At 65.8% G+C, this 12,116-nt stretch carries 11 protein-coding genes; 7 read left to right on the top strand and 4 right to left on the bottom strand.

Features of this window, described 5'->3' with window-relative positions; translation table 11 throughout:
- Nucleotides 1-333: 333 nt before the first annotated feature.
- Nucleotides 334-2,157 (top strand): HNH endonuclease signature motif containing protein, encoded by a 1,824-nt coding sequence (locus QF038_RS12325; protein WP_307613461.1) that lies wholly within the window; start codon nt 334-336, stop codon nt 2,155-2,157.
- A 191-nt stretch (nt 2,158-2,348) separates the two neighbouring features.
- Here QF038_RS12325 and sepH read toward each other — a convergent pair whose 3' ends face one another.
- Together sepH and QF038_RS12315 are read right to left on the bottom strand one after the other, a co-directional pair.
- Nucleotides 2,349-3,731 carry a septation protein SepH gene (gene sepH, locus QF038_RS12320; protein WP_307610412.1) on the bottom strand — a complete coding sequence of 461 codons (1,383 nt, stop codon included), beginning with the start codon at nt 3,729-3,731 and terminating at the stop codon, nt 2,349-2,351.
- A 299-nt stretch (nt 3,732-4,030) separates the two neighbouring features.
- Nucleotides 4,031-4,519 (bottom strand): DUF3093 domain-containing protein, encoded by a 489-nt coding sequence (locus QF038_RS12315; RefSeq protein ID WP_307610411.1) that lies wholly within the window; start codon nt 4,517-4,519, stop codon nt 4,031-4,033.
- Nucleotides 4,520-4,669: 150 nt separating this feature from the next.
- On the opposite strand from QF038_RS12315, the gene dut reads away from it, so the two are divergent.
- From dut to QF038_RS12295, 4 genes are all read left to right on the top strand, one after another.
- The gene (dut, locus tag QF038_RS12310; RefSeq protein WP_307610410.1) at nt 4,670-5,206 is read left to right on the top strand and encodes a dUTP diphosphatase; all 537 of its coding nucleotides are present in this window, start codon (nt 4,670-4,672) and stop codon (nt 5,204-5,206) included.
- Between the two features lie 116 nt (nt 5,207-5,322).
- Complete coding sequence (locus tag QF038_RS12305; RefSeq protein ID WP_307610409.1) at nt 5,323-6,051, top strand: DUF3710 domain-containing protein; 729 nt, start codon at nt 5,323-5,325, stop codon at nt 6,049-6,051.
- Between the two features lies 1 nt (nt 6,052).
- Nucleotides 6,053-6,406 (top strand): hypothetical protein, encoded by a 354-nt coding sequence (locus tag QF038_RS12300; protein WP_373461639.1) that lies wholly within the window; start codon nt 6,053-6,055, stop codon nt 6,404-6,406.
- Nucleotides 6,403-7,215 carry a DUF3159 domain-containing protein gene (locus QF038_RS12295; protein ID WP_307610407.1) on the top strand — a complete coding sequence of 271 codons (813 nt, stop codon included), beginning with the start codon at nt 6,403-6,405 and terminating at the stop codon, nt 7,213-7,215. Before QF038_RS12300 ends, QF038_RS12295 begins: the two co-directional genes overlap by 4 nt.
- Nucleotides 7,216-7,227: 12 nt before the next feature.
- On the opposite strand, the gene QF038_RS12290 is transcribed toward QF038_RS12295, so the two are convergent.
- A complete protein-coding gene (locus QF038_RS12290; RefSeq protein ID WP_307610406.1) occupies nt 7,228-7,971 on the bottom strand; it encodes a TrkA family potassium uptake protein in 744 nt (247 codons plus the stop codon).
- Nucleotides 7,968-8,642 (bottom strand): TrkA family potassium uptake protein, encoded by a 675-nt coding sequence (locus QF038_RS12285; protein WP_307610405.1) that lies wholly within the window; start codon nt 8,640-8,642, stop codon nt 7,968-7,970. Before QF038_RS12285 ends, QF038_RS12290 begins: the two co-directional genes overlap by 4 nt.
- 120 nt (nt 8,643-8,762) lie before the next feature.
- Between QF038_RS12285 and QF038_RS12280 the strand changes: the two genes are divergently transcribed.
- On the top strand, nt 8,763-10,739 hold the full coding sequence (locus QF038_RS12280) for an APC family permease (RefSeq protein WP_307610404.1): 1,977 nt from the start codon (nt 8,763-8,765) through the stop codon (nt 10,737-10,739).
- Nucleotides 10,736-12,115: a class I SAM-dependent RNA methyltransferase gene (locus tag QF038_RS12275; protein WP_307610403.1), complete on the top strand. Its 1,380-nt coding sequence runs from the start codon at nt 10,736-10,738 to the stop codon at nt 12,113-12,115. Before QF038_RS12280 ends, QF038_RS12275 begins: the two co-directional genes overlap by 4 nt.
- Nucleotide 12,116: the final 1 nt, after the last annotated feature.

Below are 12,116 nucleotides of genomic sequence, written 5' to 3'. Positions count from 1 at the left end.
CGCGCCGGGTGCGGGCTGCAACGCTTCGGCACTGGGTGGGGTTGCCGCACTCCGGCGCCGGGGCATCCGAATCCGCACGGGGGTGCCCTTGTGTGTGGGTTCCTACCCAGTCCGATGGGCGCTTTCGATCGGCTCCCTTTGGCAGGACGTGCAAGAAACTTTCCATGGTTCTCCTGGGAACCGACTTTTGCGCCCCAAAATGTCGGAGCCTCGCAAGAGGATAGGGACATGGAAACGGATCCTGTGGTGGTCCAGGTGGCGGAAGCCTCTGGTGCCGCCGCTGCGCGTTCGGAGGCACCCGGTTTTGTCGTACCCCCGTACGAAGATGGAGGTATGGAAACGGATCCGGCGGTGGTGGAGGCTGAGGGAGCGGTTGATGCTTCGGTGGCTGCCTTTATGACGGCGCTGGGAGGCCAACATACTGACCGCTCTTGCCCGATTGTTTCCGAGGGCGCTGTCCCTGGCGGGCCTGATGATGATCCGTTGCAGCGGTTGGCTGATGCGGCGGTGGATGTTCTGGCGGCGGTGGGTCGGTCGGAGGCGAAGATCGCGGCGGTGAAGGCACTGGCCGTGACGGTGGTCGCCCAAGGTACGAAGGCATTGAATGGTCCGGCTTCCTCTCCTTATGAGGCTTCGGCGCAGGAGAGGAGCCTGGTGGCTGAGGTCGGGTGCGCGCTGGCGATCGGTGACCGGGCCGCGGGGGCGTTGCTGGCTGAATCCCACGCCCTGACCACGTCGTTGCCCAGGGCGTTGGCGGCGTTGCAGGCCGGGACGATGTCTTGGGCCCATGCCCGGACCATGGTCGAGCAGACCTCCTGCCTGGACCCTGCTGCGGCGGCGGCGTTGGAGGCGCATTTCCTGGACCCGGACGCCCCGGGCGCGGCACGCGGGTGTCCAATCGGGGAAATGCCGGCGTACCGGTTCAAGGCCCGGGCCCGGGACTGGCGGGAACGCCACCACCCCGAAAGCCTGGAGAAACGCCACGCCAGGAGTGTGGCGGACCGGCGGGTGGAGTACTGGCCGGACAACGACGGGATGGCCTGGGTCGCCGCGCTCCTGCCAGCGGACCAGGCCTCGGCAATCTGGAACAGGCTCAGCGCCATCGCCCGCGGAAAGCAAGGCCCCACCGAAACCCGCAGCCTGCCCGAGCTCAAAGCAGACACCTTCACCGAAGGCCTCCTCACCACCGGCACCACAGCCGGCAACACCGCCAACGACGTGGGTACCGGCGGCGACCGCGGAGCTGGCGATGAAATCAGCGCAAGCAGTGTCAGCAACGGTGCTGACAGTACCGGCGGCGGCAACAGTGCCGGGGACGGCGAACCGGATGGTCCCCGCCAAGGTGATGGAACCACTTCAGGAACAGCGCCCGGTTTAGGATCACCGATCCGGGCGCAGGTGCTGGTCACCGTGCCGGTCTGCTCCCTGATGGGCCTGACTGATGAGCCGGCGATGCTGGACGGGTTCGGACCCATCCCGCCTTCGATGGCACGCAGGCTCGTCGCAGATGGGGCCGCCTCGTTCTACCGGGTTCTGGTGGATCCGCGGGATGGGGCGCCGCTGGAGATCGGCCGCACCAGCTACCGGGTGAGCAAGGCGATGCGGAACTGGCTCAGGCTGCGGGACGGCAAATGCCCCTTCCCCGGCTGCAACAACCCATCCCTAGACAATGAGGCTGACCATATCCTGGCCTGGCATGAGGGCGGCAGCACCGGGGTATCGAACCTGGGACAACCCTGCCGGAAACATCACAAGCTTCGCCACACCAGCGGCTGGAAACCCACCCCGGCCAGCAAAACCGAACCACCCGGCTGGACCTCACCCACCGGACGGCACTATAAAAGCGAATATCAGGACTGGGAACCACCACACTGGCCAGACACAGCCGTGCCGGAAAGCATCCTCGCCTTTGACGACCTCCTGGACCTGTGGGAGCCGCCCGATGACCCGTCAGAGCTGTGGCCACCATCCAGTGACCCGTCGGAGAAATGGCCACCGCCGTGCTACTCACCTGCCGCTGATGAAGATTTGCGAGACGAGATTCCCGAAGAGACGTTTGCGGACTGGTTCCTGTCGGGAGGCAGTCCGCCGAAGGACCCGATCCCGGAAGACCTCTTCCCGGAGATGGCGCGTGAGGCAAACGCTGGCGTCACCTGAACCATCGTGAAGGGCTCCGTGGTGGTTGAAGCTGTGGAGTTTGAAGGAGACCGGAACCGATGGTGGCCGGGATCGAGTTTGCCTGAGGAGGCAGGGGCGTACGGGTCAAGTGTCGAGTGTGCGTTGGGTCCCAGGGGCAGCGCGGACGCCCCGAGCCTGACAAGGCCTTGCTGCCCTGCCGAGACAACCGCCTACTCGCTGCGCGTACCGAACACAATCTCGTCCCAGGACGGAACGCTGGAGCGCTTGGGCCTGCCCGGCTGCCGTTCGGGTGCGCCGGTTTCCGGGAGTTGGCCGGTAGCGGGGGAACTGTCATCGGTCCGCGGAGCCGGACGCCGAGGGTTGTTGCCCAGCAACTCGTTGAGGCCTGCGCCACTGGAAGGGATATGGCTACCGCCTCCGGCGCTGCCATCAGCCTCATGGCTGGTAGCCTCCCGGCTGCCTTCGTCCACAGAACCCTGCCCGTGAATGCCGCCCGAGGGCCGCTGGGGCGACGCCACAATGGTGATTTCGCGTGTCTGGGTGCTTACGCCGTCGTGCAGTTTGAGAGCATCCTCCGTAGCCTCCCGGTGCGGAGGTATGAGGCTTAGCCGCGACAACATGGATGGCCTGGCATCCCGTCGCCGGGTGAAGGAGTTGGCCTGGGCGGCTGGAGTTTCGGGCGTGTCTTCCGGCGACTCGTCGGCGTGCTCCTCAGCCTCGGGGACGACCTCCGACGGCCTGGGATGGGCAGCGGGGACACCATGGGTCAGCAGCAGCGCCAGGGCGTCGTCAGAGTCCTCGTCCACACCCAGCCGCTGGCCCCGCCGGGAGCGCAGCATATCAAGGAGGCCATCCGATTCCTTGCCGTCGGGTTGGCCTTCGGCGCCCGGGGTTTGGCGGGCGGAATCAGCGTCGGTTTCAAAGTCGAAGGGGCGGTCGGAGACGGCAGAGAGCCTTCGGGCCGGAACGGGACCGTCCAGTGGCTCGAGCTCGCTGAGCTGCTGGGCCCAGCGGTTGGCATTATGCAGCGACTTCCGGGTGGGACTGAACGTCCAGAGCGCCGGTGGTTCTTCACCGATCCCGGCTTTTCCACCGGTGTTTGCCTCGAAACTGGCCGATACTGTCCACGTGCCATCCTGGCGCCGCCAGGAATCCCACTCCACGGAGGAGGGGTCGATGCCATGGGCAGAAAGCCTGTGGGCGACCATGTCATCCAAGGTGGCCGGAGTATCACCGAACGCGGACCGGTAGATGTCATGGCCGGGCGAAGGGGAGGCCACTTCCACCTTCCGTGCCTGCTGGGCCACGTACTCGCGTTCGGCCAATACGGGCCCCTCATAGCGTTCCACCTTGGCCAGCGGCAAGCCGGACAGCTCGGCCACCTCCGCAGCGGTGGCCCCTGCCCGGATGCGGGCCTGGATGTCCCTCGGGGACAGCGGAATGGCGGGCCGCTCGGCAGCAGGCCTGGGAGCAGGCCTGCTTGCGGTCCTCAGCGCTTCATCGATCGGCAGCTGGAACATCTCGCCGCCGGCCCCGCTCAACAGGAGATGCGTCCCGTCGTCGTGTACGCCTACAAGCCGTAGATCCTGCATACAAATCCTCCACCCTGGCATTACTATCAATCGAAACTCTGCCACCCTGTGAAGCCGTTTTGTGTCAAGGGGCAGGGCGCGCCGCGATATTCCGGCTGCCTGCTGTGCTGGCGGCGCTGCAGCCAGCGAAGCCACAGGTGTTCCCCGGCGGGCACAAAGGCGGCAGCTGCGGCGTCATGAATGGCACTTGCAGGCTGGCAAAAGGAAGAGGGATACGGCGAAATTGGCGCAGGCATTACGACGGCGGGACTGGCCCCTGCAGCCAGGATCGCTTTATGCGTCCGGGACGGCAGTTCGGATTATCTCCGTGCCAAGGCCACCGTCAGTTTGTCCGGATGCCGGGTGGAGGTCAGCCAATACGGCGTCTGGTCCGACGGGTCCGTGATCTGGATCTTGACCACGGGGTCAATCCAGCCCCGGATGCATAGATACGCCAATCCGTTAAGCCGGGTTCCGCGTTCTGCCGTGGCGTCCTCTTTCCGGAAGGCCTCCACTGCCCCCACAAAGCGCCGCTCGATGGTGGCTCGGCCCACGGTCAGCGAATCGTCAGTCACCACAATGGCCGGGGTGGACAGGACCAGGAGGACGGCGATGATTGCGAAGAGCACCGCTGCGGCCGTGTATCCCGCTGTCATGCTGATGGGCGCGAACATCAGGATGCCGGCCCCCGCCACACCGGCTGAGATGATCCAGATCCACATGTTGGGCCACAGCTTCTCCCGATAGATCACCGGCGCCCCGGGGGAAGGTTTCTCGGGCACGGGCGCAGGGGAGCTTGTTTCGGGCATGAGCCAAGCTTTCCATTTTTGCCCGGCTATTTCACCTTGGCTGAAACCGTTCCAGCGCCGGGACCCGCGGCGTGCGCGGGCCGCCCGGTCCCGTGGCCTCACGCAGTAGACCTAGGACTGATTTGGGGGCGCGGGTTAGAGTGAGTGACTGTGACTGATCATCCCGCCACAGTAGACACGTTCCCTGACGAGGCCGCCGCCGGTCCCGCGGTTCCGGCCGCCGCCGGCGCTCCCACCCTGCAGGTCCAGCTGAAGATGCTCGACCCGGAGCTGGAAGCACCGTCCTATGCCCACCCGGGCGACGCCGGTGCGGACCTCCGTGCGCGGGTGGATGTTGTCTTGAAGCCGGGGGAGCGGAAACTCGTCCCCACGGGAGTGGCCATCGCCCTCCCCGATGGCTTCGTTGCGCTGATCCACCCCCGCTCAGGCCTGGCCACCAAGCATGGCCTCACCATCGTGAACGCTCCGGGAACTGTGGATGCGGGCTACCGCGGCGAAATCTCCGTCACCCTGCTGAACACCGATGCGACGCAGAGCATTGAGCTGCGCCGCGGCGATAGAATTGCCCAGATGGTCATTCAGCGTGTTGAGTACGCGCAGTTCGTCGCTGTCAACGAGTTGAGCGGATCCGTGCGTGGCGCAGGGGGATTCGGGTCCACCGGCGGTTTCAACATGCCGGGCGCCTGAACCTTTTTCTTCCCTCAGCCGTTCCTCAGGTCGGGAATCTTCCTCCCGGACGGCCATAAAGCACCACGGCGGGACCCCCACGGGCCAGCCCGGCAATCAACTAAGGAGACACCCAAATGGTCTTTGGGCTCGGCAGGAAAGCTAAGAAGGAACAAGCAGCCGAACCGGATGAACTGCTGCCTTCCGCGGAGACCGCGCAGGAGGCGAAGGACAGTTCCGGACACCGAGCGGACGGCCCATTCGATGAGTCCGAAATCAGCAGCCGTGACGGCTACGTTGACCTGGGTGCGCTCCTGATCACCCCCAGTGAAGGGCTCCAGCTCAGGCTCGAGGTGGAAGAAGCGACGCAGCGCGTCGTCGCGGTCACCATGGACCTGAACGGTTCCAGCCTCCAGCTCCAGGCCTTCGCCGCTCCCAAGAGCGAGGGCCTCTGGGACGAGATCCGGGAACAGATCGGCCAGTCCGTCGGCGTCCAGGGCGGCCAGGTAGAGGAGATCGTGGGTCCCTTCGGCACCGAGCTCGTGGCAAAACTGCCCGCAGGCCTGCCGGACGGCAGCCAGGGCTACCGGGTGGCCCGCTTCATTGGCGTGGACGGCCCGCGCTGGTTCCTGCGCGGCGTCCTGGGCGGTGCCGCAGCACTGGAACGGCCCGCCGCGGAACCCCTCGAAGCTCTGTTCCGGCAAGTGGTGGTGATCCGCGGAGACAATCCCATGCCGCCGCGCGACCTGCTGCAGCTGCGCCTGCCCAAGGACGCCACCGCGACGCCGCCGCCAGGCGCACCAGCACGTCCGGAACCATCAATGCAGGAACCTGAACGTGGTCCTGAAATCACCCAGATTGGCTGATATCGCATCAGGGGGAGCCCCGCTTGGCGAAAGTGGAGATGTTCCCCTCAGCCAGTTGCCGGTTAAGGGACGCGTGGTGTGCCGCGGGTGGATCGAATCCGTGACGTACGTTCCGACCGACCAAACCGCGGAGTTCAGCGCCATAGTTTCCGACGCCGATGCCCGCCATCGCACAACCGGCGCCGCGGCCGGACGCCCTGCCAGGCTCCGGGTGGTGTGGCTGGGACGTCGGCGGGTACCGGGTATCGACGCCGGCACCGAGGTGCGGCTCGAAGGAATGCTCTCGCCGGTGCAGGGCCTGCCCACAATGTTCAACCCACGTTATGAAATACTGTCCCGCCAGGAGAATGAATGACCGTGCCCAATCCCGACCCTTCCACTGGACCTCGATACGACGGACAGCCGGCCGGCCAGGCAAAACCGGAAGAGGGGCGGGTATCTGGCGAGGGAGAGACGCCGTCGCCGATGGCAGGACTTGCCGCCGAATACGCGGCGAAGGCGGGGCTGCATCGGACGCATGACGGACGTGTGGACGTGCTGCGCAGCGCGGGCGGAATCCAGGGTATTGCTGAAAGTATCCTGCCGGGCCTGGTGTTCCTCGTGGCGTACACCATCAGCCAGGACCTCACTGTTTCACTCGTGGCCGCTTTGGCCGCCGCCGCAGTGTTCACCGTGGTCCGGCTGGTGCAGCGGCGCCCCCTGACGCAGGCATTGGCAGGTGTGGTGGGCGTGGGCATTTCCGCCTGGCTGGCCAACACCACCGGCAAGGCTGAGGACTTCTACCTGCCGGGCTTTTTCACCAACGCGGCCTACATCGTGGCCATGGCGATCTCGATCCTGGTCAAGTGGCCGGTGGCCGGGCTGCTCTTCGGGTTCATCCGCAACGAGGGCCTGGACTGGCGCAAGGACCCCGCACGGCTCAAGGCCTACCGGCTTGGCACCTGGATCATCGTTGCCGTCCTGGTGCTCCGGCTTGTGGTGCAGGTCCCGCTCTATCTCCTGGGGCCGGAAGGACTGGCCGCCCTCGCCACTACCAGGCTCATAATGGGCGCTCCGCTCTACATCCTGGGCATCTGGGTGGCCTGGCTCATCACCAGGCCGGCACCGGTAAGCGCCGGCACAGAGGACGGCGCGGCCCCAACGGACGCAGCAGCCCGCGACTAGCCGTCGAACAGACTAGCCGTCAAACCCGTCGTCCTCCGGGCTCTGCTGCTCTGCGTGGCCCGTGCCGGCGTCGACCCGCGGACGCGGTGGTTCCGCGGAATCAGGGGAGAGCAGGGCACGCAGCTCGTCTTCCGCGGCGATGGTGGTGACAAAGAACAGTTCGTCGCCGCCGTCAATAACGTCGTCGCGGCTCGGCGTAATCGGTGCATGATCCCTCAGGATGGCCACCAGGGTGGAGTCCTCGGGCCACTGGATGTCGCCCACCGTACTGCCGATGACGTGCGAATCGTGCGGGACGGTGAATTCCACCAGTGAGGACACTCCGGTCTGGAGGGTCAGCAGCCGGACAAGGTCGCCAATCTCCACAGCTTCCTCCACCAGCGCTGTCATGAGCTGGGGAGTATTGACAGCAACATCCACGCCCCAGGAATCATTGAACATCCAGTCGTTCTTGGGATTGTTCACCCGGCCCACGGTGCGGCCAACACCAAATTCAGTTTTTGCCAGGAGGGACACCACCAGGTTGACTTTGTCATCACCGGTTGCCGACACCACCACGTCAGCGTCCTCCACCTTGGCGCCCTGCAGCGTACTCAGCTCGCAGGCGTCACCCACCAGCCAGTGGGCGCCGCGTAGCCCGCTGCGCCCAATGACCTCTGGCTTGAGGTCGATCAGCAGGATTTCGTGCTTGTGCGCCAGGAGTTCCCGGGCGATGGACGACCCGACACTGCCGGCACCCACAATCACAACTTTCACTGGTACTCCTTGGCGGGTGCTTTGGCGAGGATCTGGGCGACCTGGGCGCTGCGGTCAACCTGCAGCATGGCGTGGACGGTGTCGCCGTCCTGGTAGGCAGTACCGGCATCGGGAAGCAATCCTTCGCCGAAGCGGGTGAGGTAGGCGACGCGGATGCCGGCCGCCTTTTCGATGCTGCTGATCCGGTGGCCGATCCAGCCGGCGTCGAGGTCCAGTTCGGCCAGCACCAGGCGTCCCGAAGGCTCCCGGAAATCGCCAGCCAGGTGCTGTTCGGGAAGGATGCGCCGCAGCACCTGGTCCGCGCTCCAACGGACGGCCGCCACGGTGGGAATTCCCAGGCGCTGGTAGATTTCCGCCCGGCCGGGATCGTAGATCCTGGCCACGACATGGGGAACGTGGAAGGTCTCGCGGGCCACGCGGGTGGCCAGGATATTGGAATTGTCACCACTGGAGACTGCGGCGAAGGCGTACGCTTCGGCGACGCCGGCCTGCTTGAGGGTGTCCCGGTCGAAGCCCACTCCGGTGACCTTGCGGCCCGTAAAGCCTTGGCGGAGCCTGCGGAAAGCGCGGTCGTCCTGGTCGATGATGGCCACGGAATGCCCGGCATCTTCAAGGGTGTGCGCCAGCGTGGCCCCCACCCGGCCACATCCCATGATAACGAAATGCGCCACCAGTATCTCCTCTTGTTCTTTCCCATTCTTCCTGCCGCTAGAACTCTACCGTCAGGGCCCGGAATGCCGCTGTTCACCGGCCGTCATGACACAGCCCGGGAATCAGACTAGCTTTGTGGGGTGCTGACAATATTCAACGCGGTCAAGCGCGTGCTGGTGGGACGGCCGTTCCGGAACGACCGGATGGCCCACACCCTGCTTCCGAAAAAGATCGCACTTCCGATTTTCGCGTCGGACGCGCTGTCCTCGGTTGCATATGCGCCGGACGAAATCCTGCTGACCCTGGCCCTGGCCGGGGTCAGTGCCGTGGCGTTCTCACCGTGGGTGGGCCTGGCCGTGATGGTGGTGCTGCTGACGGTGGTGGCCTCCTACCGGCAGAATGTCCACGCGTACCCTTCCGGCGGCGGTGACTACGAAATTGCCAACGAGAACCTGGGCAAGTTCGCCGGCCTCACCGTGGCATCGGCCCTGCTGGTGGACTACGTCCTGACCGTCGCGGTGTCCATGTCCTCGGCGGCCGCGTACCTGACCACGGCGATCCCGTCCCTGCATGGCCGGCAGGCCACGATTGCCACGATCGGCGTCGTCATCCTCGCCCTGGTCAACCTGCGCGGCATCAAGGAAGCCGGCAGCGTGTTCGCGGTTCCCACCTACATCTTTATGGCATCCATTTTCGGCATGACCGCTGTAGGTATTTTCCAGGCAACCACCGGGCAGCTGGGGGAAGCACCGTCCGCGGCGTTCACCATCGTTCCCGCTCCGGGCTTCGATGAAGGGCTGGTGGGACTGGCCGGGGCGTTCCTCCTCCTGCGCGCCTTCTCTTCCGGCGCCGCGGCACTCACGGGCGTGGAGGCCATCAGCAACGGCGTCCCGAATTTCAAAGTCCCCAAGAGCAAAAACGCTGCCACTACGCTGCTGCTGCTGGGTGTTATCGGCGCAGCCATGCTGGCGGGAATCATCTACCTGGCCAACGCCACCAAAGTCCATATTGTGCTGGACCCGGCCAGGGAGTTCCTGCTCAACGGAGAGCCGCTGCCCGAGAACTACATCCAGAACCCGGCCATCAGCCAGATCGCCCAGACCATTTTCGGCCCCGGGTCCATCCCGTTCTACATCGTAGTGGCCGCCACCGGCGTCATCCTGGTCTTCGCCTCCAACACCGCCTTCAACGGCTTCCCGGTCCTGGGCTCCATCCTCGCCCAGGACGGCTACCTTCCGCGCCAGCTCCGCACCAGGGGCGACCGGCTCGCCTTCAGCAACGGCGTCCTGGCCCTCGCCGCCGGCGCCCTGGTGCTGATCATCGCGTTCAACGCCGATGTCACAAAACTCATCCAGCTGTACATCGTGGGCGTCTTCATTTCCTTCACCGCCAGCCAGCTGGGCATGATCCGGCACTGGGGCAGGGAACTGAAACTGGCCAAGGACAAGGCAGTGCGGCGCCGGATGGCGAAGTCCCGCGCCATCAACACCGTGGGCTTCGGCATGACCGCCCTGGTGCTGGTGATCGTGCTCATTACCAAGTTCGAACAGGGCGCCTGGATCGCGCTCCTCGCCATGTTCGTCCTTTTCCTGATCATGTGGAGCATCCGGGCGCACTATGACAACGTGGCCAGGGAACTGGCAGTGGACGCGGATTCCTCACCGCGCGCCCTGCCCACCCGCGTCCATGCCGTCCTGCTGGTGTCCCACGTCCGCAAACCCGTACTCCGGGCCTTGGCTTACGCACGGGCTTCCCGGCCATCGAGGCTGGACGCCATCACTGTGGACATCGATCCCGAGGAGACGGCACACACAGTGGCTGACTGGGAGAAGCTGGACATTCCGGTGCCGCTGACGGTGCTGGCCAGCCCCTACCGGGAGACCGTCACGCCCATCATGGAGTACGTCAAACAGATGCGGCGGGATTCGCCCCGGGACCTCGTGGTGGTGTACATCCCCGAGTACGTGGTGGGTAAGTGGTGGGAGCAACTGGTCCATAACCAGACCGCCCTGCGCATCAAGACCCGGCTGCACTTTGAGCCCGGCGTGATGGTGGCCAGCGTTCCGTGGCAGCTCAAATCATCCGAAGAAGCGAAGAACCTGCAGGACGTGCAATGACCGCAAAGACACAAACCCAGCCGGCACCCACGGGAGAGACCGGCAGTGAAGTAGTGCTCGACGTCGGGCCCGTTGCCCATGGCGGCCACTGCGTGGCCAGGCACGAGGGCCGCGTCATTTTTGTCCGCCACGCCATCCCCGGCGAGAAGGTGCGGGCCAGGCTCACCGACGCCGACGAAAAGGCCAAGTTCTGGCGGGCTGATGTTGTGGACGTCCTTGAAGCCTCGCCGGACCGGGTGGATCATTTCTGGCACCCGGCGGATTCACGCCGCGCCTGGGGGCACGGCCATCCACCGGTGGGCGGAGCCGAGTTCGGCCACATCGCACTGGCCCGCCAGCGCCGCCTCAAGGCAGACGTGCTCACTGAACAGCTCAAGCGGCTCGCCGGCGTCGAGCAGTTGCCGGGCAGCTGGGCAGGCACGTCCGTGGAGGCTGTGGGGGAGGCGTCCGACGGCGGCAGCGGCCTAGGGTGGCGGACTCGGGCGAGCTTCTCGGTCACCCCCGGCGGCAAACTGGGCATGCACGCCCACCGGTCCGGCCACATCATCCCCGTGGGGGAGATGCCGCTGGTCACCGATGCCATTAACAACCTGCGCCTGTGGGACGTCGACCTGCAGGGCGTGGACCGGGTGGAGGTGGCTGCGCCGGCCAACGGCTCGCGCCCGCTGGTGCTGCTGGCCCCCGCGGAGGGCACCAAGCCGAAACGGCTCAGCGCCATCGCAGCCCAACTTCCTGACGACGTTTCCGTGGCGGCTTTTGATCCCCTGACGGAGGCCGCTGAGCGGGTTCGCGGAAGGCTGTGGGTCCAGGAATCAGCGGCCGGCCACGACTACCGGGTGACCGGTGCCGGGTTCTGGCAGATCCACCGCGACGCGCCCGGGACACTTGTGGGGGCTGTCACAGAATTCCTTCAGGGCGGCGGATTCCTGCATCCCGGCGCCGTCGTGGCGGACCTGTATGCCGGAGCCGGCCTTTTCACGGCGGTCCTCGCCGATGCAGTGGGCGAAACCGGCTCCGTCCTGTCCGTTGAAGGCGCCCCCGGCACCAGCCGGGATGCGCGAAAGAACCTGCACGCCGCGCCACACGTGGAGATCATCCAGGGACGGGTGGAGCGTGTCCTGCGCCAGAAGCCGCGGGATTTCGATGCCCTGATCCTGGACCCGCCCAGGGCAGGCGCCGGGAAAGCGGTGGTGGGGCAGCTTGTTGCCTCGCACCCGCGCGCCATTGCCTACGTGTCCTGCGACCCGGCGTCGTTCGCCCGTGACGTGGGGTACTTCCGGCAGGCCGGCTGGGAGCTCAAGGCCCTCCGGGCCTTCGACCTCTACCCCCACACGCATCACCTCGAGACGGTTGCCTTGCTGACTCCTGGTCCCTGAG

Origin of the sequence: Pseudarthrobacter sp. W1I19 (assembly GCF_030817835.1) — a bacterium.
GTDB lineage: Bacteria > Actinomycetota > Actinomycetes > Actinomycetales > Micrococcaceae > Arthrobacter.
This window is presented reverse-complemented; position numbering and strand designations above follow the sequence as displayed.

Coding starts and splice junctions, on each gene's coding strand:
- QF038_RS12325 (WP_307613461.1), top strand. CDS start 334: ATGGAAACGGATCCGGCGGTGGTGGAGGCTGAGGGAGCGGTTGATGCT.
- QF038_RS12295 (WP_307610407.1), top strand. CDS start 6,403: ATGACCGTGCCCAATCCCGACCCTTCCACTGGACCTCGATACGACGGA.
- QF038_RS12315 (WP_307610411.1), bottom strand. CDS start 4,519: ATGCCCGAAACAAGCTCCCCTGCGCCCGTGCCCGAGAAACCTTCCCCC.
- QF038_RS12305 (WP_307610409.1), top strand. CDS start 5,323: ATGGTCTTTGGGCTCGGCAGGAAAGCTAAGAAGGAACAAGCAGCCGAA.
- QF038_RS12275 (WP_307610403.1), top strand. CDS start 10,736: ATGACCGCAAAGACACAAACCCAGCCGGCACCCACGGGAGAGACCGGC.
- sepH (WP_307610412.1), bottom strand. CDS start 3,731: ATGCAGGATCTACGGCTTGTAGGCGTACACGACGACGGGACGCATCTC.